Here is a 20,894-nt window from a genome sequence, read left to right as displayed (position 1 = left end):
CGCCTCGACCGCTAGGGAGCAACGATGATCGACCTCGCCATCGCCGACGGGATCGCCAGGGTCACCCTGAACGCGCCCGCCAAGCTGAACGCGCTCGACGAGACCGGACTGCGCGAGTTGTCCGCCGCCTACGAGGAGGCCGAGGGCGCCGGGGTGCGCGCGCTCGTGCTCACGGGCCTGGGGCGCGCGTTCTGCGCCGGACGCGACATCGCGGGCGTCGACCCGGCGACCGACGACGTGAGCGGCTACCTCGACGGCCTGGTCACGCCGCTGCTGCGCCGGATGAGCGCCTTCCCCGCGCCGACCTTCGCGGCCGCACAGGGCGCATCCCTCGGGGTCGGGCTGGGACTGCTGCTGGCGACAGACGTCGTCTACGTCGCCGAGGACGCGAAGATCGGCTCGCCGTTCGCAGCGCTCGGCGCACTGCTCGACTCGGGAGGCCACTCGCTGTTCGTCTCGCGGCTCGGAGCGCACAAGGCGCTCGACCTCATCTACACCGGGCGGCTGATGAGCGGGACGGAGGCGGTCGCCTCCGGGCTGTTCAGCCGGGCGCTGCCCGCCGACGAGCTGACGGCGACCGTGGATGCGGCGGCCCTGACAGCCGCAGCGGGCGCCACGCAGGCGCTGCTCGCGAGCAAGCGCATCGTCGCCGCCATCCGCGACGGCGAGCTGGCGCTGTGGGATGCGGTCGCCGCGGAGAACAGGGCGCAGGCCGAGCTGCGCGACACGACGGACTACCGCGAAGGGTTCGCGGCGTTCCAGCAGAAGCGGCGGCCGGAGTTCCGCGGCGAGTGACGCTTCGCGGCGCGTGCGCATCCGCGTCGCCTGATCCCGGTTCGTCCACCTTTCTTTACGCCAGGTTTCGCGAGGGGTGCGCCCGGCCGCCCTCGTCGCGCATCCTGGCTTCATGACCCGTCAGATCCGATTCAACGCCTTCGACATGAACTGCGTCGCCCACCAGTCCTCCGGCATGTGGCGACACCCGGACGACCAGGCCTGGCGGTACAAAGACCTCACGTACTGGACCGAGCTCGCCAAGCTGCTCGAACGCGGCGCGTTCGACGGCATCTTCATCGCCGACGTGCTCGGCACATACGACGTGTACGGCGGCTCCAACGAGGCGGCCATCCGGCACGGAGCGCAGGTGCCCGTGAACGATCCCGTGCTCCTGGTGTCGGCGATGGCGCTGGTCACAGAGCACCTCGGGTTCGGGATCACGGCTGGGACCGCCTACGAGCATCCATACCCGTTCGCGCGCCGCATGTCGACGCTCGACCACCTCACCAACGGCCGCGTCGGCTGGAACGTCGTCACCGGCTACCTGCCTTCCGCCGCACGCAACATGGGCCACGAGGACCAGCTGCAGCACGACGACCGCTACGACCAGGCCGACGAATACCTGGAGGTGCTCTACAAGCTGTGGGAGGGGTCGTGGGAGGACGACGCCGTCATCCGCGACCGCGAGTCCGGCGTGTTCACCGACCCGTCGAAGGTGCACGAGATCGGCCACAGCGGCAAGCACTACACGGTGCCGGGCATCCACCTGTCCGAGCCGAGCACCCAGCGCACGCCGGTGATCTACCAGGCTGGAGCATCCAAGCGCGGCATCTCGTTCGCGGCGGAGAACGCGGAAGCCATCTTCGTGGCCGCCTCGACAAAGGCCGGCCTGAAGGAGACGGTCGCCAAGCTGCGGGATGCGCTCGAAGCCGCAGGCCGCGACCGGTACGCCGCACGCATCTACACGTTGCTCACGATCATCACCGACGAGACCGACGAGAAGGCGCAGGCGAAGTTCGAGGACTACCTGCAGTACACGAGCGACGAGGGTGCGCTGGTCTTCATGTCGGGCTGGATGGGCGTCGACCTGTCGCAGTACGACCTGGACGAGCCGATCGGGAATGTGAAGAGCAACGCCATCCAGTCGGCCGTCGCCAACTTCCAGCGCCCCAACGAAGACGGCGGAGAGTGGACGGTGCGCGACATCGGCCGCAACGGCGTCATCGGCGGGCTCGGACCGTTCATCGTCGGCGGAGCCGCGAGCATCGCCGACCAGTTGCAGGAGTGGGTCGAGGAGACCGACGTGGACGGGTTCAACCTGGCGTACGCGATCACCCCCGGCACGTTCGAGGACATCGTCGAGTTCGTCATCCCGGAGCTGCGCAAGCGCGGCGCATACCCGGACGAGTACGTGCCGGGCAGCCTCCGCCACAAGCTCCACGGGGCGGGCGACCGGCTGGCGGAGAACCACCGCGGCGCCCGCTACCGCATCGGCGCCCAGGCAACGACTCAGCAGTAGAATCCCCAGTCTGTCTACCGCTCGTCGGCAGACAGCAGGACAATCGCCGCAAGGCGGCACAGGGCTTCAAAATGCGCCGACCTCACGTGGCGCCGGACGCGCGGGTAACGCTCCGGCGCCGCGGCGTGTCGCGCGGCGTCAGTGCGCGGCGAGCCGTCGGCGCGTCAGCCGCCGACGGCGGGCGTCGGTGCTGTCGCTACTGGTGGATGCGGCAGGTGCTTCGTGTACGACGCCAGCAGCAGCCCGGCGGAGAGCGCAGCGAGCACCACGAGCGCGATGAACAGGCCGATCGTGCTGAGCGGCGGGGTGAGTGCGGCCATGATCGTCGGCACCAGGAACCCCGCGTACGCGACGGCGTAGAACATCCCGGTCAGCCCGGCGAGGTCGCGCGGCGACGCGATCCGCTGCACTTCGAGCAGCCCGGACACCAGGGCGACACCCATCCCCGCGCCCAGGACCACGCTCGCGACACCGCCCAACCACAGTGAACCCCACGCCACAGCACCCGTCAGCACCACCAGCCCCACCCCGATGACGGCCAGCGCCACCACCAGGCCGCGCGCGCTCGACACCGAGTGCACGCGTTTCGCGATCGGCTGCACCAGCGAGGCGACGCCCAGCGCCACGACGGTCAGCAGTGTCGCGTAGCCGAGCCCCCACTCGCCGGTCTGCTTCGCCAGCAGCACCGGCAGGTAGCCGTATGCCAGTGCCGCGGCGGCGAAGATCCACGGTGCCGCGACGATCACCACCCGACGGAACCGTTTGTGCCCTGCCGCCGGGATGCGCAGCTGCGCCAGTAGCGGACCGCGCTCGCCTCCGGCGGTCACCGTCTCCGGCGCGCGCAGCACCAGCCACGCGAACGGGATCGTGACCAGGATATGCACGGCGAACGGCAGCTCCTCGCCCAGTGCGGTGAACTGCGCAATGCCCCCTGCGACGAGCGCGCCGGTCGCCGAGCCGAGGGTGAACGCGAGCGACGAGCGCCGTGCCCCGGCCGCCGCATCCACGCCTGGCTCGAATCGCGGAGACGACAGCTCCTTCATCCAGCTGGTCCCCACCGCCATCGCGATGCCGACCGTGATGCCGGAGAGCAACCGCCCGACATAGATCGGCGCGGGCCCGACGACGCCGAGCGCCAGACTCGCGCTCGCCAGCACCGCCGTGATCACCGCGGCGAACATCAGCGGTCGCCGTCCGTGCCGGTCGGAGAGCGGCCCGGCGACGAGCAGCGCTGGCGCGAGGCCGAGCACGTAGACGCCGAGGAACATGTTCACGGTCAGCTCGGAGTAGTGCTGCACATCCTTGTACATCAGCAGCAGCGGACTGAACTGGTTGCCGCACCAGGAGCAGAAGAACATCAGCGCGAACACGATGCGCCATGGCGGCTTCGGCTGGGTGGGCAGCGCGCGGGGCAGAGCGCGGGTCACAGCGCCCCCTGGTTCCTCGCGATGTGCGCGCGCAGCCGCTCGTCGAACGATACGGCGCCCGCTGAGCTCGCACGCAAGGCGTCCAGCAGCCCCTCGTGGTCGGCGAGCGAGTCGCCGAGCGTGCCCGGGCGCACCCGGAACAGCTGGTGCCGGATGCGCTGCTGCCTGTCCCTGAGCATCCCGAAGAAGTGCACGGCGAGGTCGTTGCCGGACGCCTCCACGATGGCCGCGTGGAACCACTGGTCGGCTTCGACGAAGCGCTCGACGTCGTCGGCCTCGATGGCGGCGCGCTGTTCGGCGAGCGCGTCGTCGAGGGCGGTGAGCAGCGCATCGTCTGGGCCACCCGCATCCAGAACCCGGCGGGCGGCGCTCGCCTCGATGGCCTCGCGCAGGTCGAGGACGTTCTGCGCCTCCCTGGGCGACATGGGCGTGACGACGGCGCCGCGCCTGGTCTCCAGCGTGAGCAGACCTTCCGCGGCGAGGCGCAGGAACGCCTCGTGCACGGGCGTACGGCTGATCCCGAGTTCCGTGCCGACCTGCGCTTCGCTGAGCAGGGCGCCGCCGGGCGCTGTTCCACTCAGGATGAGGCTTTTGGTGGTGGCGTACGCAAGCTCTGCCGCGGGGATCATTCCCCCAGTCTACGCCTTGCATGCAAGCTTGCGTGCAAGATGCGAAGCCGTCGGGCCACTGCCGACGCTCAGCCGACGCGCGTCGACAACAACCGGTGCACGGCGGCCAGCGGGATCGGCACCCACGACGGCCGGTGCCGCGCCTCGTACGTCACCTCGTACACCGCCTTGTCGAGCTCGAAGGCGTCGAGCAGCTGCTGATGGTCGGCCAGCGTTGAGCCCGCAACCGACGCGTACCCGTCGAGGTACGCCTGCCGCGCTCGCGACGCCCACGCGCTCACGTCGATCGGCGGCTCGCGCCGGGCGAGCGAACCCGCCACGTAGTCGAACGAGCGCAGCATCCCCGCCACATCCCGCATCGTCGCATCCGGGATCGCCCGCTCCGCGAGCGGCCGCAGCGGCTCCCCCTCGAAGTCGATGAACTGCCAGCCGCGCTCCGGCGAGTACAGCACCTGGCCCAGATGCAGGTCGCCGTGGATGCGCTGCAACAGGGGATGCGGTTCCTCCGCCGCCAGCTCGTACACCGCGGCGATCCCCGCCCGCAGCTCCGCCACCTCCGGCACCTCGCTGGAGGTGATGGTGAGCCGCTGGAACATCCCGTCGAGCGCGAGGGCGACATCGTCGCGGGCGGCAGTCTTCGTCGGGAGGGCGGCCGCGAGCGAGAGGTGCAGCTCCGCCGTCCCTGCCCCGAGCGCCCAAGCACGCTCCGCGAAGTCCTCTCCGGCCTCGGCAGCGCTCACCGCGAGCTCCCAGCCGTCTTCTGCCCCGGTGAGGAAGTCCTGCACCAGCGCCAGCTCCCCGGAGGCGCGTCCGCCGCCTGCCGGGGCCGGCCAGCTTCCGGTGAGCCAGCCGAGCAACGCGGGGGTGCGCAGCGAGCCGCCCGCCGTGAGGGCGGCGAGGGTCGACACATCCGGGTTCTCGCCATCCTGCACGACCCGGAACACCTTGATCAGCGCGAGCCTGCCGCCGACCAGCTCCCCGACGATCGACGTGTTCGACTGCTCCCCGGTGAGCTTGCGCGACGAGGCGACGGCGATCGGCGCGCCAAGCGTGTGCCCGCGCGCGTCCGCCTCCCTGCCCTCGACACGGAGCTCGCCATCCATCAGCCCGACGAGCGCGGCGACGTACGCTTCATCGTCCGGTCCGTCGTAGAGGAACCGTCCTCCCGCCTCACCGATGAGGGCGACGGGGTCGCCGTCCTGGCGCGGCCGGGCGACGACGGGCACCTGATACACCCGCGGGGTGCGTGGCGCATCATCGGCGAAGAAGTGGGTGACGATGCGCACGTCGGCGTTCGCAGGTCCTGTCTCGAAGGAGGCGAGCAGCCGCAGCCGCGGTTCGACGCTCTTGGTCGAGTACCAGCGCTGGCGCCGCATCCATGACCCGACGAGCTCGGTGAGTTCGGTCATATTTGCACCGTACGCCCGCGAATGCGGAAACGGCCAGACCACCCTGGGAACACGGAGGAACGTGCGAAGACGCTGGAAGAACGTGCCTCAGCGCGTCCCGAGCGTCACCCCTCTGGCAGCCATGAACGGCAGCGGATCGATCTGCACGCCGTTCACCCGCACCTCGAAGTGCAGGTGACAACCGGTGGATGCGCCGGTGCTGCCGACGCGGGCGATCGGCTGCCCGGCCGCAACGGTCTCCCCCACGGTCACGCCGATCCCGCCGTCGACGATGTGCCCGTACGCGGTCGCGACGCCTCCGCCGTGGTCGATCATCACGAAGTTGCCGTACGAGCCGTTCGGTCCAGCGGCGACGACGGTTCCCGCGGCCGCCGCGACGATGGTGGTTCCGCATCCGGCGCCGAGGTCATCGCCAGGGTGGAACAGCGCGGTGCCGGCCGGGCGCGAAGGCCGGGGTCCGAACACGTCCGTGATCGGCCCGTGCACCGGGAGCACCCAGCCGGTCGCCCCGACGGGGACGGTGACGAGCGACTGCCAGCCGACACCGGCCGCCTGCAGGGTCGGCAGCGAGGCGAGCGCGGACTCCGCGGTGTCGACCGCCGTCTGCGCGTCCGCGACGGCCTGCTCACTACCGCCGAGGTCGACGCCGTTCGCGGTCGTCAGCGCCTTCGCCGCCCTGGCGCGCAGCGTCGCCGCCAGCTGAGCATCGTGCTTCGCGGCCGCCATCGCCGCCTCACGGGACGAGGTCACCGACCGGAACCGGTCGACAGCGCCCAGCTTGTCGAGCAGGTTGCCAGGGCTCGCGAGCGCCGCGGTCAGCGGGTCCATCGTCAGCGAACGCGAGCCCTCCGACCGGATCAGGGCGGTCGCGAACGCCGCGGACTGCTGGGCCTGCTTCTTCGCCGTCTTCGCCTGAGCGGCGAGCGCCTTCGCGGAGGCGTCCGCCTGATCCTTCTCGCGCTGCACGCCGATCGACTGCTGCGTCGCATCCGCGAGGGTCTGCTGCGCGGACGCCAGGTCGCTGGCGAGCTGCGAGGCCTGTTGCAGCTGCGCCTCGTCGAACGTGGCGCCGTTGTCGAAGACGGGCGACGGTTCGAGCGGGATCTGGTCGGTGGGAGCCGGTGCGGTGGGGGACGGGGTGGGCGTCGGTGTCGGAGTGGGGGTGGGAGTGTGCGTGCGGGTCGGTGTCGGCGTCGGTGTCGGTGTCGGGGTGGGCGTGGGTTTCGGCGTCGGCGTCGGCGTCGGCGTAGCTGACGGCGTGGGGGTCGACGTCGCGCCGCCGTCGCCGTCGTCGCCCGGGGCGGTGGTCGGTGTCGGAGTGTCCGTCGACACCGCGCATCCACTGTCGCCGATGGCGCCGTCCGCGCATCCGGCGCCGAAAGCCGTCTGCTGGGTTCCGAAGATGAGGGCGAGTGCGACCACCGCCACGGCACACGCTCGTCCAGCGCGGCGCGGATGTTCGCGTCGTGACCACTGCTCGTAGCGTTTCAGCTCGTTCCGCATCGTCACGCGGGCGGCCGGTGGGACCGGCGTACCCGTGAACTGATGGTCCCACCCGCCGACCTGCTTGCACAAGGCTCCCGAAGCGGGGTCACGGGGAGTCGGATGCAGCTCACAGGGTCGGCACGCTACGGTGAAAGATTGTGACCGAAAGCACCACAGCCACCCCGCGCCGCAGCGCGAAGAAGTCGACCTGGAAAACCCTGCTCAGGGACGTCGTCGTCATCTTCCTGGTGGCCGTGCTCGTCTCGTTCCTGGTCAAGACGTTCGTGGTCAGGTCGTTCTACATCCCGTCCGGGTCGATGGAGAACACGCTCCAGATCAACGACAGGATCATCGTCAACGAATTCCAGCCGAAGCTCTTCGGCCTGCAGCGCGGCGACGTCGTCGTCTTCAAAGACCCGGGCGGCTGGCTCCCCGCTCCGGCGCCGAGCAACTCCTCTCCGCTGCAGAAGGGCGTCGGCGCCGTCCTCGACTTCGTCGGCCTCGGCGCCTCCGACAGCGACCAGCACCTCGTGAAGCGCGTCATCGGACTCCCGGGAGACCACATCACCTGCTGCAACGCTCTCGGTCAGATGAGCGTCAACGGCGTCCCGCTGAAGGAGCCGTACGTGCTCCTCCCCGCCGGAGTCCAGGCCGTGTCTGCGAAGCCGTTCGACGTCACCGTCCCGGCCGGCAAGCTCTGGGTGATGGGCGACAACCGCTACGCCTCCGCAGACTCCCGCTACCACATGGACGACCCCGGCAAGGGCTTCGTCCCCCTCGACGACGTGGTCGGCCGCGCCTTCGTGGTCAGCTGGCCGCTGAGCCACTGGTCGTGGCTGAGCAACTATCCGGAGACGTTCGCGGGCACGGAGAAACAGGGCAGCGGCGGCTGACCGCCTCGCGCTACGACTCCGCCTTACCCAACCGCCAGTACCCCATGAACGCCACCCGGCTGCGGTCGATGCCGCTTCCGGTGACGAGCATCCTGCGAAGGGTCTTCACAGTCGACGACTCTCCGGCGATCCAGGCATAGAAGCCGGTCGCCGCGTCCTCTGGACTCTCCCACAGCGTCTCCGTGTCGATGTCGACGTCGTCGAGCAGCTGCTCGCGGGTGGCCGACGCGCCTGCGACGGTCTCCGGATGCGCGGCCAACCATCCCTGCACCGCCGGCACGAGCCGGCACCCGTTGTCGCCGTCGGCGCGGTCGAGCCAGGTGATCGTGCATCCGGCCGGGTGGTCGATGGCGAGGCTGTCGCGCGCATCCGGGACCTCGATGTACGCGTGGGCGCGGCGCCCGGCCGGCAGCGACTCCAGGATCGCCGCGATGGCCGGGGCCGCCGTCTCGTCGCCGGCCAGGAGCAGGTCGCTCGCATCGCCGGGACGCCAGTCGATGCCGGTTCCGCTGTAGACACTGCGGCCGTCCGGGCCGATGATCACGACCGCCGCGCCCGGCGCGGCCCCGGCGAGCCACTGCGCAGCGGGTCCGCCGTCGCCGTGCGACACGAAGTCCACGACGAGGAGGCGCGCAGCCGTGTCGACGGAGCGTACCGTGTATGTGCGGAACGGGTTGCGCCGCTCGTCGGGGAGCGCGCGCCAGCGGTCGTACCAGTCGCCGGCCAGCATGGCCTCTTCGCTGTCCATCCCGAGGTCGGAGAAGCTGCCGTCCGGCAACGGGAAGACGATCTTGATGCGCTGGTCCTGGCAGTCGGTGCCGAAGGTGCCGAAGTCGTCGGACGTGAAGGTGACGCGGACGAAACTCGGGCTGAGCTGCCGGAGCGCGACGACGGTGGCACAGTATGGGCGGTAGCCGGGACGGTCGGTCTTCTCGGGCGCGAGCAACGGCACAGGTCGTCTTCCTGATCGGCGGGCGGGTGATCTGGGTAAGGTGAGGCTACACTAACCAGCTTGCGCCTCCCTGGGTCTGCGCGAGGACATACGCTGGTCACCGTGGAGACCAACGGCACGAACAGGGCGCCAGGGGTACGCGACGTGGCCAGGGTCGCCGGGGTGTCGCGGCAGACCGTGTCGCGCGTGATGAACGAGCACCCGAGCATCCGCGACGAGACCAGGATGCGCGTGCTCGCCGCCATGGAAGAACTGCGGTTCCGTCCCAACAGGGCCGCCAGGATGCTCACAACGGCACGGTCGAACACCATCGGCATCCTCGCGTCCTCCGCCTCCACCCTGTTCGGTCCGGCGAGCAGCATCGACGCCGTCGAGAACGCGGCGCGCGCCGCCGGATACTTCGTGACCATCGCCCATGTCGCAGACACCTCGACTGAGGAGGTGGAGGCGGCGCTCGACCATCTCGCCGCGCAGGCCGTCGACGGCATCGTCGTTGTCGCGCCGCAACGCCCGGTGGTGGATGCGCTCGGTTCCGCCGCGATCGGCGTCCCGTTCGTGACGCTGCACGGTTCGCAGGAGCCGGAAGGCGACGGCGTGTTCGTCGACCAGGTCGCCGGGGCACGCTTGGCGGTGCGGCACCTGCTCGACCTCGGCCACCGCCGGATCGCACACCTCGCCGGACCGGCGGAGTGGGAGGAGGCGGCGGCCAGACGGCGCGGCTTCACCGCCGAGCTCGCCGACGCCGGGCTGGACGGGTACGTGACCGAACCAGGAGACTGGACCTCCGCCTCCGGGGCCCGCATCGGCGCCGCCCTGTTCGCCGACGGTTCAGCGGGGCGGGACGTGACGGCCGTGTTCTCGTCGAACGACCAGATGGCGCTCGGGCTGCTGCACGTGCTGCGCACGACCGGCGGCCGGGTGCCGGAGGACGTGAGCGTGATCGGCTTCGACGACATCCCGGAGGCGGCGTACTTCGCACCCCCGCTGACGACGGTGCGCCAGGATTTCGGCGAGCTCGGCCGCCGGTGCGTCGCACGTCTGCTCGCCGAAATCGGAGCGGTCGCCGCGTCCGGCGCGGGCTCCGCGACCGCCCCGCCGGTCGCCCCCACCCTCGTCCTCCGCGCCTCTACCTCACCCGCCACATAATCGAGCCGGGACTTCTGTACACGACACGCCAGTCCACCCCGGCGTGTCGTGTGCACAAGTCCCGGCTCGATGGCTTCGGGGCGCGATTGACAGGGGCGGAGGGGGCGGGCGATACTGGTGACGGCCGCATGTGACCGGTCACATTGGCGTGAGGAGACGGATGTCGGGCTACGGGAACGAGACGGCGACGGAGTCGACCGGCGCAGCGGGTGCCATCGAGACGGGGCGCACCTCGCTCGGAATCGAACTCGGGTCGACGCGCATCAAGGCGTGCCTCGTGGACGCCGACGATCCGTCCATCGTGCTCGCCGTGGGCGCGCACGAGTGGGACAACGAGTTCGTCGACCGCGTCTGGACGTACTCGCTCGACGCGGTCCGCACCGGGCTGCAGGCCGCATACGCCGACCTCGTCGCCGACGCCGAGCGCCGCCACGGCGTCCGGCCCACCGTCTACGGCGGCATCGGCGTCTCCGCGATGATGCACGGCTACCTCCCGCTCGACGCCGACGGCGCGGCCATCGCCCCGTTCCGCACCTGGCGCAACACCTCCACCGGTCCCGCCGCTTCCGAGCTCACGGAGCTGTTCGGAATGAACATCCCGCTGCGCTGGTCGATCGCGCACCTGCACCAAGCGGTCATCGACGCCGAGCCGCACCTCCCCCGCTTGCACTCGCTGACGACGCTCGCCGGGTACGTTCACCGCCAGCTCACCGGACGCACCGTGCTCGGCGTCGGGGACGCATCCGGGATGTTCCCGATCGACCAGGACACGAAGACGTACGACGCCGGAATGATCGCGCGCTACGACGCACTCGCCGGGTCGCGCATCCCGACGGGGAGCGTCGCCGATCTGCTTCCGCAGGTCCTCGTCGCCGGCGAATCCGCCGGGCGCTTGACGCCGGAGGGCGCGCGCCTCCTCGACCCCACCGGCGAGTTGCGGCCCGGCGCGCTGTTCTGCCCGCCGGAGGGCGACGCGGGCACCGGGATGGTCGCCACCGACTCCGTCGCGCCGCGCACGGGCAACGTGAGCGCGGGCACCAGCATCTTCGCGATGGTCGTGCTCGACCGCCCCATCGGCGGCGTGCATCCGGAGTTGGACCTGGTCACGACGCCCGCGGGCGATCCGGTCGCGATGGTGCACTGCAACAACGGCGCGAGCGAGCTGGCGGCGTGGGCCGGAATGTTCGCGCGGTTCTCCCTCGCATCGGGAGGAACCGCGGACACCGACGCCGTCTACGACACCCTGTTCCGCGAAGCCCTCGACGGCGAGAGCGACGCCGGCGGCCTCCTCGCATACAACACTCTTGCGGGCGAACCGATCGCCGGGCTCCCCGAGGGCCGGCCGCTCATCGTCCGCACCCCGGAGAGCCGCCTCACCCTCGGCAACCTCATGCGCGCCCAGCTCTACGGCGTCTTCGGCACCCTCGCCCTCGGGATGCGCGTCCTCGCCGACGAGGGAGTCGCCCTCGACCGGATGTTCGCCCACGGTGGCATGTTCCGCACCGCCGGGGTCGCGCAGCGGTTCCTGGCCGGGGCATTGGATGCGCCGGTCTCGGTCGCGGAGACCGCGTCGGAGGGTGGCGCGTGGGGCATCGCGGTGCTGGCCGCGTATGCGGGCGCCGTCGCCCGCGCGGAGGAGAGCGAAGCCGCGTCCGCCGACCTCGACACCTATCTGCGCACCAGCGTCTTCCACGCGTTCGAGTTCGACACCGCCGAACCGTACGCCGCCGACGTCGCCGGGTTCGCCGCCTACCTCGACCGCTATCGCGACGGCCTCGCCATCGAGCGCGCCGCCGTCGAAGCGCTCCCCCTGAAAGGAAACGTGTGACCTCCTCCGCCACGCCCGAGTCCCCCGCCGTCCGCGCCGTCCGCGAGCAGGTCGCCGCCCTGCACGCCGAACTGACCCGCAACGCGCTCGTCGTCTGGACCGGCGGCAACGTCTCCGGTCGCGTCCCCGGCACCGACCTGTTCGTCATCAAGCCGAGCGGCGTCGACTACGACGACCTCGCCCCGGACACCATGATCCTCTGCACCCTCGACGGCGAAGTGGTGCCCGGCTCCGCCGGATGTGACCGGTCACCGTCCAGCGACACCGCCGCGCACGCCTACGTCTACCGGTCCATGCCGGAGGTCGGCGGCGTCGTGCACACGCACTCCACCTACGCCACCGCCTGGGCGGCGCGGGCCGAGCCCATCCCGTGCGTCATCACCGCGATGGCCGACGAGTTCGGCGGCGACATCCCGGTCGGACCGTTCGCGATCATCGGCGACGACTCGATCGGCCGCGGCATCGTCTCGACGCTCTCCGGGCACCGCTCCCCCGCTGTGCTCATGCAGAACCACGGCGTCTTCACCATCGGTCGGGATGCGCGCGCCGCCGTGAAGGCCGCCGTCATGGCCGAGGACGTCGCCCGCACTGTGCACATCGCCCGGCAGGGCGGCGAGCTCGTCCCCATTCCCGCCGACGCCATCGACACCCTCTACCACCGCTATCAGAACGTCTACGGACAGAACACGCAAAGGAGCACCAGCTGATGCCGAGGCCCACGAACACCCTCGACCACTACGAGGTCTGGTTCCTCACCGGAAGCCAGCACCTCTACGGCCCGGAGACGCTCGCCCAGGTCGCCGAGCAGTCGCGCGCCATCGCCGACCAGCTCGCCGCCTCCACCGACGTGCCGGTGCGCGTGGTATGGAAGCCGGTGCTCACCGACGCGGATGCCATCCGCCGCATCGCGCTGGAGGCCAACGCCGACGACGCCGTGATCGGCCTCATCGCCTGGATGCACACCTTCAGCCCGGCGAAGATGTGGATCGCCGGGCTCGACGCGCTCCGCAAGCCGCTGTTGCACTTCCACACGCAGGCGAACGTCGAACTGCCGTGGGGCGAGATCGACTTCGACTTCATGAATCTCAACCAGGCTGCGCACGGCGACCGTGAGTTCGGCTACATCCAGTCGCGGCTCGGCTTCGCCCGCACGACCGTCGTCGGTCACGTCTCGAACCCGGAGGTCACCTCCCGCATCGGCACCTGGATGCGCGCAGCAGCAGGATGGGCGGCGACCCGTTCGCTGAAGCTCGCCCGGTTCGGCGACAACATGCGCTTCGTCGCCGTCACCGAGGGTGACAAGACGGAGGCCGAGCTGCGCTTCGGCGTGCAGGTGAACACCTGGGGCGTCAACGACCTGGCCGCCGCTGTCGCCGACGCGTCCGACGCCGACGTGGATGCACTGGTCGCCGAGTACGAGGAGATCTACGATGTCGCGCCCGAGCTGCGCCGCGGCGGCGACAGGCATGCCTCGCTTCGCGACGGCGCGGCCATCGAGCTCGGGCTCCGTTCGTTCCTCGAAGCCGGAGACTTCGGCGCGTTCACCACCAGCTTCGAAGACCTCGGTGCGCTGAAGCAGCTGCCCGGCCTCGCCGTGCAGCGGCTGATGGCCGACGGCTACGGGTTCGGTGCAGAGGGCGACTGGAAGACCGCGATCCTCGTGCGCGCCGCGAACGTGATGGGCGCGGGGCTGCGGGGCGGCGCGTCGCTGATGGAGGACTACACCTACGACCTCACCCCCGGCGACGAGCGCATCCTGGGCGCGCACATGCTGGAGGTGAGCCCGGCGCTCAGTTCTGCGCGGCCGACACTGGAGGTGCATCCACTGGGCATCGGAGGCAAGGACGACCCGGTGCGCCTGGTGTTCACCGCCGACCCTGGCCCGGCCGTCGTCGTGGCGCTGTCGGACATGCGCGACCGGTTCCGGCTGGTGGCGAACGTGGTCGAGGTGGTCGAGCCGACCGCTCCGCTCCCCCACCTGCCGGTCGGTCGCGCCGTCTGGAAGCCCGCGCCGGACTTCACAACGTCGGCGACCGCGTGGCTCGAAGCCGGGGCCGCCCACCACACCGTCATGTCGACGGCCGTCGGCCTGCAGGCGTTCGAGGACTTCGCCAGGATGGCGGAGACGGAGCTGCTGATCATCGACGAGCAGACCACGCTCCGCGGCTTCTCCGAGGCGCTGCGCTGGAACGCGGCCTATTACCGTCTCGCCCGCGGAATCTAGCCGCCCACCGACCCCTGGCCGCCGGCCTGTCATCGGCGACGGCGGCCAGGACCCCTCTCCCAACGCCATCGAGCATCGGGGCAGGACGGGCGGGCCTCAGAGGTCGAGGGGGCCGAGCGAGGGCTGCGCGACGAAGCAGACGGCGGGGTCGGTCGCGATCTCGAGTTCGAGAGCCAGGATGCGGTTGGTTCCCGCGCTGAGGATCGGCGCCGGCACGTAGAGCGTGTACTGCGGCCCCCGCGACCAGTAGCGGCCGAGGCAGAAGCCGTTGATCCAGACCGCGCCTTTGCCCCAGCCGCTCGTGTCGAGGTAGAGGTCGGCCGGTTCGTCCAGTTCGAACGTCCCTGAGGCGAACACCGGCCCCGACAGCAGGCCGACGGGCTCCCCGCGCACCTCGTCGAGCGCCGCCTCGGCACCCGCGATGGCCGCGGCGCTGGACACGTCGATCGGCTCCACGGTCCACCCCGTCACCGCGCGTCCGTCGACGGCGACCGTGCCGATCAGCCCCTTGGGCTCGCCGATGCGCGTCCCGTAGTCCACTCGGCCCTGGTTCTCGATCAGGATGCGCAGCTCGCCTCCGCCGGGAAGCACCAGCGCTCGCTCCTTGTTTTCGCGTGCGAGCCGCCCGACGGGCACGCCGTCGATGGTCAGCCATGCTCGGTCGCGCACCTCGCCGACCGTCAGCACCGAGCCTGCGGCGGCGTCGATGGATGCGCGGTACAAGGCGAACGGTCCGTAGTGGCCGAGCGCATCCATCGTCGGGGGCTGGTCGGCGCGCACCGGCTCGGCGAACACGGCGGCGACCGCGTCGAGCGGCAGTGTCGCGTCGAACGTGCTGGTCACGACGGGCGAAGCACCGGAGGCGACGGGCACCTCGTCCGGCACAGGCGCGTGCCGAGCGATCGTCTCCCGGAACGCCCAGTACTTCGCGGTCGGGTTGCCCGCCTCGTCGAGCGGGGCGTCGTAGTCGTAGCTGGTGACGATCGGCGTGTAGTGGCCCTTGTGGTTGGCGCCGTTCGTGAAGCCGAAGTTGGTGCCGCCGTGCACCATGTAGAGATTCACCGACGCGCCAGCAGCGAGCACCGCATCCAGTTCGGCGGCGGAGTCGGCGGGTGAGGTGATGTGGTGGTATTCGCCCCAGTGGTCGAACCAGCCATTCCAGAACTCGGAGCACATCAGCGGTCCGGTCGGCTGGTGCTCGCGCAGCGTGGCAAGCCGCTCGACGGCGCGCGAGCCGAACGACGCCGTGCGGTGCAGCTCGGGCAGCGAGCCGTTCTCCAGCATCGCCGGCTGCGGCTGGTCGACGGTGGTCAGCGGCACCACGATCCCGGAGGCGCGGGTCACGTCGACCAGCGCGCGGAGGTAGTCCTTGTCGTCGCCGTACGCGCCGTACTCGTTCTCGATCTGCACGAGCACGACCGGGCCGCCCTGGTCGAGCTGGCGCGGGGCGACGATCGCGTAGACCTCGCGCAGGTAGCTGCTGACGGCGGCGAGGTAGCGCGGTTCGCTGCGGCGGATGCCGACGCCAGGCTCGGCGGTCAGCCAGGCGGGGAGGCCGCCGTTGACCCACTCGGCGCAGATGTACGGGCCGGGACGCACGATGGCGCGCATACCCTCCGCAGCGACCGCGTCGAGGAACGCGCCCAGGTCGAGGCCGCCCTCGGCAGTCCACTCCCCCTCGGCCGGCTCGTGCAGGTTCCACGGCACGTAGGTCTCGATGGTGTTGAGACCCATCAGCCTGGCCTTGTGGATGCGGTCGGCCCACAGCCCGGGATGCACGCGGAAGTAGTGCAGCGCGCCGGAGATCACCTGGAACGGTTCGCCGTCGAGCAGGAAGTCGCGCTCGCCGATCTCGAACCGGCTCGGCCGCTCGGCGATGGCCGTGCGTGTGTCCAGGGTGTCGGTGTCTGCTGTGCCCGTAGCCATCGGTGGTGTCGTCTCCATCGTGTCGTGTTCGTGCTGTGTCGTGGCTGCGGCCGGCCGCGCTGGGCGACCGGCCGCATCCACTGGTCGTGCGTTCGGCTACTTGCCGGTGACGGTGAAGCCCTGCTGGTTGCCGTAGTCGACCAGCGACTTCTGCCAGGCCTGCAAGCCGGTGTTCAGGTCGCTGTTGTTCGAGTACGACTGGCCGACGGTGTCGCCGTAGATGCTGTTCGCGTACACCTGGAACGGCAGGTACTGCCAGCCGGTCGAGACGTTCTTCGCGCCGTCCACGAGCACCTCGTTGATCTTCTGCCCGCCGAAGTAGTCGGGCGCGGAGGCCAGGAAGTCACTCGCGTTGAGGTCCTTCGTGGTCGACGGGAAGCCGCCGGACTGCAGGAAGACCTTGATCGACTCCGGGCTGTTGTTCAGCCACTTGAGGAAGCCGGCGGCGAGCGCCGGGTTCTTGCTCTGCTTCAGCACGACCTGTCCGCCTCCGCCGTTCTCGGCGTTGGTCGGAGTGCCGTCGTAGGTCGGCACAGGCGCGACGCGCCACTGGCCCGATCCGTCCTTCACCGACGACTCGAGCACGCCGGGCATCCACGCGCCGGTGACGAGGGTGGCGATGGAGCCGTTGCCGAGCGCCTTGAACCAGTCGTCGCTCCAGCCGGGCACGGAGGAGAGCAGCTTGTTCTGAACGAGCTTGTTCCAGGTGCCCGTCCACTTCTTGGTGCCGTCGTCCTGGAGGTTGATCGACACCTTCGTGCCGTCGACCTGGAACGGACGGCCTCCGGCCTGCCAGATCATGCTGGTGGTGAAGCCGGAGTCTCCGGAGTCGCTGGTGATGTACTTGGTCGGGTCGGCCGCGTGCAGCTTGGTGGCCGCATCCACATACTCGTCCCAGGTCTTCGGCACGGCGATGCCGTACGTGTCGAAGACCGTCTTGTTGTAGAACATCGCCATGGGCCCTGAGTCCTGCGGCAGCCCGACGAGCTGGCCTCCGACGTTGACCGAGCCCCACGGGCCGGGCGTGTAGTCGCTCTTCAGCGAGTCGAAGCCGTACTGCTTGAGGTCGACGAGCGCCTTGCCGAGTGCGAACTGCGGGATGGCGTAGTACTCGACCTGGGCCACATCCGGAGCGCCGGAGCCCGCCTTGATGGCGTTCTGCAGCTTGGTGTACTCGGTGGTGTTGGTGCCCGCGTTGACCAGCTTGACCTTCACCTTCGGGTACTGCTTCTCGAACGCGGCGACCTGCGCTTCCGCCGACGGCGTCCACGACCAGTACGTGATCGTGCCGCCCTCTTTCAGTGCGGACTCGATGTCGGAGGAGTTGCCTCCGGATGCTGCTGTTCCGCCCGAGCAGGCGGCGAGCGACGCGCCGAGCACGGCGCTGACGGCGATGGCCGTCGCGACGCGTCGAAGCACCGACGAACGCGTGATGCGCTTCATGGTGTTCCTTTCACTTCATTCACTTCATCGGGATGAGGGGTGTTGGGCAGGACGCCCGTGGGAGGGATGGTGCGATGGCAAGCAGCGGTCTCCCGTCACTGCTTGACGCTTCCGGCGCTCAACCCCGACTGCCAGAACCGCTGCAGGAAGAGGAAGGCGATGACGATGGGCACGATGGTGAGCAGTGAGCCGGTGATGACCAGGTTGTAGATCGGCTGCGCTCCGACGCCGATCGCCTGGGCGCTCCACTGGCCGAGTCCGACCGTGAGCGGGTACCACTGCGGGTCGCTCAGCATGATCAGCGGAAGGAAGTAGTTGTTCCAGGTGGCGACGATGGCGAACAGCAGCACCGTCACGATGCCGGGTGCGAGCAGCCGCAGCGAGATGGTGAAGAAGGTGCGGAACTCGCCGGCGCCGTCCATCCGGGCCGCTTCGAGCAGTTCGGTCGGGATGGCTTCTGACGCGTAGGTCCAGACCAAATAGAGGCCGAACGGGCTGACCAGCGACGGCAGGATGACCGCCCACGGCGTGTTCGTCAGGCCCACCTGGCTGAACATCAGGAAGGTGGGGACCGCGAGCGCCGTGCCCGGCACCGCGATGGCGCCGAGGATGATCGCGAACACCGCGCGCTTGCCGGGGAAGTTGTACTTCGCGAGCCCGTATCCGGCGACGGTGGCGAGCAGGGTCGCCCCTCCCGCGCCGACCACCACATACAGCAGGGTGTTGCCGAACCACTGCAGGAAGATCCCGTTGCGGTAGCTGAGCGTGTCCGCGATGTTCTGGAACAGCGAGAAGCCGTTGCCGAACCAGAGCCCGAATGAGGAGAACAGCTCGGGCTGGGTCTTGGTGGCGTTGACGACCAGCCAGACCAGCGGCACGATCGAGTACACCGTGAAGATCACCATGACGATGGTGAGCACGATCGACCGGCGGTTCCGCGGGTTGCGGCGCGAAGAGCGTGCTCTCGACGATCCGGATGCACGGGATGCTCTGGATGCGCGCCGCGCCGGGGTGCGGCCCTCGCGCTCGGGGGCGATGGCGACCATCAGGCGTTCTCCTTCCTCGAGCCGCGCAGTTGCACGACGTAGGCGATCACCGCAGTGAGCACGCCCATGACGATCGCGACCGTCGCCGCGTAATTGAACTGCTGTCCGGCGAACGAGAGGTTGTATGCGTACATGTTCGGGGTGAAGTAGCTGGAGATCGCGTTCGGTGCGAGCGGCTTCAGCAGGTTGGGCTCGTTGAAGAGCTGGAAGCTGCCGATGATCGAGAAGATCGTCGCGATCACGATGGCGCCGCGCACGGCGGGGATCTTGATGCTGAACACCGTGCGGAACGCGCCTGCTCCGTCGATCTCCGCCGCCTCGTACAGCTCGCCGGGGATCACCTTCAGCGCCGCGTAGAAGATCAGCATGTTGTAGCCCATGAACTCCCAGGTGACGATGTTGCCGATCGAGCCCAGGATCCAGGAGCCGCTGAGCGGGGCGAAGCTCGTGCCGAGCAGGTCGTTGATGCTCCCGGTGAGCCCGAACTGGTCTCCGTAGATGAAGCCCCAGATGAGGGCGGCGACGACGCCGGGGACCGCATACGGCAGGAAGATCGCGATACGGAAGAAGCCGGCGCCGTGCAGCCGGGCGCTGTCGAGGGCGAGCGCCGCGGTGAGCGAGAGCACGAGCATGATCGGCACCTGCACCACCAGGAAGACGGTGACGCGGCCGAGCGACTCCCAGAACTTCGCGTCGGTGAAGACTGCGATGTAGTTCTCGAAGCCGACGAAGGCGTTGCCCCCGATGAGTTGCTGCCGGAAGAGGCTGAGGTAGATCGCGTAGATCACCGGCGCGATGATCATGGCCGCGAACACGACCAAGAAGGGGGCTACGAACGCCCAGCCGCGCCAGTCGCGACGGTGGCGTCGGCGCGGCGCGCTGAGGGAGGCGCTGCGGGGTGCGGACGTCGTTGTCAATGTGGTCTTCCTTGTCGTCTCGCCGATGTTTACGTCAACATCAGCGGGGCTACACTAGCATGTTGACGTCAACATGGCGCAAGCCCCTCGGGCTGATATGCCAGAGTTGAATCCACAGGACTCACACGAAAGGGTGCGCGATGACCGAGCAGGACACCGAGCGCCAGCGCGCCAAGCGCGGGCCGTCGCTCGCCGACGTCGCCGGCCACGCCGGCGTCTCGACGCAGACCGTCTCCCGCGTCGCCAACGGCCTGACCAACGTCGAACCCGCCACCCGCGACCGCGTGCTCAGTTCGATGCAGACCCTCGGCTACCGGCCCAACCGTGCGGCGCGCGCGCTGCGCTCCGGCCGCTTCCGCAGCATCGGCGTCGTGATGTTCACGCTGTCGTCGTACGGCAACATGCGCACGCTCGACGCCATCGCCGTCTCAGCGGCCCGTGCCGGATACTCGATCAACCTCGTGCCCGTCGAACACCCCACCCAGCAGGATGTGTCCGTCGCGTTCTCCCGGCTGCTCGAACAGGCGGTCGACGGCATCATCATCGTCATCGAAGCGCACATCGTCGACCGGGCCGACGTCGAGCTGCCGCCCGGCCTCTCCGTCGTCGTCATCGACTCCACCGCGCGCGCCGACTACCCGCAGGTCGACACCGACCAGGCGCAGGGCGCGCGCATCGCCACGGAGCACCTGCTCTCGCTCGGCCACGAGACGGTCTGGCACATCGCAGGTCCCGCCGACTCGTACTCGGCCACCCGGCGCGAGCGGTCCTGGCGCGCCGTGCTGGAGGAGGCGGGCCGCCCTGTTCCAGAGCCGATGCTCGGCGACTGGTCGACGGCGGCCGGTTACCAGCACGGGAAGACGATCGCCGCGCATCCGGAGATCACGGCGGTGTTCGCCGCCAACGACCAGATGGCGCTCGGCGTGCTGCGTGCCCTGCATGAGAGCGGCCGCCGCGTGCCGGAGGACGTCTCGGTGGTCGGCTTCGACGACATGGCGGAGTCCGACTCGTTCTGGCCGCCGCTCACCACGGTGCACCAGGAGTTCGAGGCGACCGGGCACCGCGCCGTCGAGCTCCTGATCGCCGAGATCGAGTCCCGCCCGGAGCCCGCCGCGGCCACCGTCCTCCCCACCCGCCTCGTCGTCCGCGCCTCCACCGGCCCGGCCCCCGTGCGCTGACCACCACGGGAAGAAGCCTGGGCTCGACGGTGTTTTTCTTGCAGAATGTCGATGGCGCGCATCCTCGTTCGACGTGTGGATGAACCGTTCGCGAT

At 69.8% G+C, this 20,894-nt stretch carries 17 protein-coding genes; 8 read left to right on the top strand and 9 right to left on the bottom strand.

Features of this window, described 5'->3' with window-relative positions; all coding sequences use genetic code 11:
- The first annotated feature begins 24 nt into the window (after window positions 1-24).
- Together AC37TH_RS09755 and AC37TH_RS09750 are read left to right on the top strand one after the other, a co-directional pair.
- Window positions 25-795 (top strand): enoyl-CoA hydratase/isomerase family protein, encoded by a 771-nt coding sequence (locus AC37TH_RS09755; protein ID WP_490764160.1) that lies wholly within the window; start codon window positions 25-27, stop codon window positions 793-795.
- Window positions 796-907: 112 nt separating this feature from the next.
- Entirely contained in the window at window positions 908-2,296 is a 1,389-nt protein-coding gene (locus AC37TH_RS09750) for an LLM class flavin-dependent oxidoreductase (RefSeq protein ID WP_490764159.1), read from the top strand.
- A gap of 164 nt (window positions 2,297-2,460) precedes the next feature.
- Here AC37TH_RS09750 and AC37TH_RS09745 read toward each other — a convergent pair whose 3' ends face one another.
- The 4 genes from AC37TH_RS09745 to AC37TH_RS09730 all read right to left on the bottom strand — a co-directional run bounded on the left by AC37TH_RS09745 (window position 2,461) and on the right by AC37TH_RS09730 (window position 7,189).
- The gene (locus AC37TH_RS09745; protein ID WP_490764158.1) at window positions 2,461-3,723 is read right to left on the bottom strand and encodes an MFS transporter; all 1,263 of its coding nucleotides are present in this window, start codon (window positions 3,721-3,723) and stop codon (window positions 2,461-2,463) included.
- Complete coding sequence (locus tag AC37TH_RS09740; RefSeq protein WP_490764157.1) at window positions 3,720-4,352, bottom strand: GntR family transcriptional regulator; 633 nt, start codon at window positions 4,350-4,352, stop codon at window positions 3,720-3,722. The genes AC37TH_RS09745 and AC37TH_RS09740 overlap by 4 nt, the downstream gene beginning before the upstream one ends.
- Window positions 4,353-4,420: 68 nt before the next feature.
- On the bottom strand, window positions 4,421-5,761 hold the full coding sequence (locus AC37TH_RS09735) for a maltokinase N-terminal cap-like domain-containing protein (RefSeq protein WP_490764156.1): 1,341 nt from the start codon (window positions 5,759-5,761) through the stop codon (window positions 4,421-4,423).
- A gap of 87 nt (window positions 5,762-5,848) precedes the next feature.
- The gene (locus AC37TH_RS09730) at window positions 5,849-7,189 is read right to left on the bottom strand and encodes a M23 family metallopeptidase (protein ID WP_490764155.1); all 1,341 of its coding nucleotides are present in this window, start codon (window positions 7,187-7,189) and stop codon (window positions 5,849-5,851) included.
- A 215-nt stretch (window positions 7,190-7,404) separates the two neighbouring features.
- Between AC37TH_RS09730 and lepB the strand changes: the two genes are divergently transcribed.
- Complete coding sequence (gene lepB, locus AC37TH_RS09725) at window positions 7,405-8,139, top strand: signal peptidase I (protein ID WP_490764154.1); 735 nt, start codon at window positions 7,405-7,407, stop codon at window positions 8,137-8,139.
- Window positions 8,140-8,149: 10 nt separating this feature from the next.
- Here lepB and AC37TH_RS09720 read toward each other — a convergent pair whose 3' ends face one another.
- On the bottom strand, window positions 8,150-9,091 hold the full coding sequence (locus AC37TH_RS09720) for a siderophore-interacting protein (RefSeq protein WP_490764153.1): 942 nt from the start codon (window positions 9,089-9,091) through the stop codon (window positions 8,150-8,152).
- Window positions 9,092-9,193: 102 nt separating this feature from the next.
- On the opposite strand from AC37TH_RS09720, the gene AC37TH_RS09715 reads away from it, so the two are divergent.
- The 4 genes from AC37TH_RS09715 (at window position 9,194) to araA (ending at window position 14,289) form a co-directional block, all read left to right on the top strand.
- Window positions 9,194-10,237 (top strand): LacI family DNA-binding transcriptional regulator, encoded by a 1,044-nt coding sequence (locus AC37TH_RS09715; RefSeq protein WP_490764152.1) that lies wholly within the window; start codon window positions 9,194-9,196, stop codon window positions 10,235-10,237.
- Between the two features lie 160 nt (window positions 10,238-10,397).
- Window positions 10,398-12,065, top strand: coding sequence for a xylulokinase (locus tag AC37TH_RS09710; protein ID WP_490764151.1), 1,668 nt, complete (start codon window positions 10,398-10,400; stop codon window positions 12,063-12,065).
- Window positions 12,062-12,772 (top strand): L-ribulose-5-phosphate 4-epimerase, encoded by a 711-nt coding sequence (locus AC37TH_RS09705; protein ID WP_490764150.1) that lies wholly within the window; start codon window positions 12,062-12,064, stop codon window positions 12,770-12,772. Before AC37TH_RS09710 ends, AC37TH_RS09705 begins: the two co-directional genes overlap by 4 nt.
- On the top strand, window positions 12,772-14,289 hold the full coding sequence (araA, locus tag AC37TH_RS09700; RefSeq protein WP_490764149.1) for an L-arabinose isomerase: 1,518 nt from the start codon (window positions 12,772-12,774) through the stop codon (window positions 14,287-14,289). Before AC37TH_RS09705 ends, araA begins: the two co-directional genes overlap by 1 nt.
- A gap of 96 nt (window positions 14,290-14,385) precedes the next feature.
- Here the strand turns inward: araA and AC37TH_RS09695 are convergent, their stop codons facing one another.
- From AC37TH_RS09695 to AC37TH_RS09680, 4 genes are all read right to left on the bottom strand, one after another.
- Window positions 14,386-16,215 (bottom strand): glycoside hydrolase family 35 protein, encoded by a 1,830-nt coding sequence (locus AC37TH_RS09695; protein ID WP_490764148.1) that lies wholly within the window; start codon window positions 16,213-16,215, stop codon window positions 14,386-14,388.
- Between the two features lie 96 nt (window positions 16,216-16,311).
- The gene (locus AC37TH_RS09690; protein ID WP_490764147.1) at window positions 16,312-17,658 is read right to left on the bottom strand and encodes an ABC transporter substrate-binding protein; all 1,347 of its coding nucleotides are present in this window, start codon (window positions 17,656-17,658) and stop codon (window positions 16,312-16,314) included.
- Window positions 17,659-17,753: 95 nt separating this feature from the next.
- Window positions 17,754-18,563 (bottom strand): carbohydrate ABC transporter permease, encoded by an 810-nt coding sequence (locus tag AC37TH_RS09685; protein ID WP_490765094.1) that lies wholly within the window; start codon window positions 18,561-18,563, stop codon window positions 17,754-17,756.
- Window positions 18,564-18,703: 140 nt separating this feature from the next.
- On the bottom strand, window positions 18,704-19,621 hold the full coding sequence (locus AC37TH_RS09680; protein ID WP_490764146.1) for a carbohydrate ABC transporter permease: 918 nt from the start codon (window positions 19,619-19,621) through the stop codon (window positions 18,704-18,706).
- A gap of 140 nt (window positions 19,622-19,761) precedes the next feature.
- On the opposite strand from AC37TH_RS09680, the gene AC37TH_RS09675 reads away from it, so the two are divergent.
- Window positions 19,762-20,799, top strand: coding sequence for a LacI family DNA-binding transcriptional regulator (locus AC37TH_RS09675; RefSeq protein WP_490764145.1), 1,038 nt, complete (start codon window positions 19,762-19,764; stop codon window positions 20,797-20,799).
- The last annotated feature ends 95 nt before the right edge of the window (window positions 20,800-20,894 follow it).

Source organism: Leifsonia sp. McL0627 (genome assembly GCF_058244615.1).
This window is presented reverse-complemented; position numbering and strand designations above follow the sequence as displayed.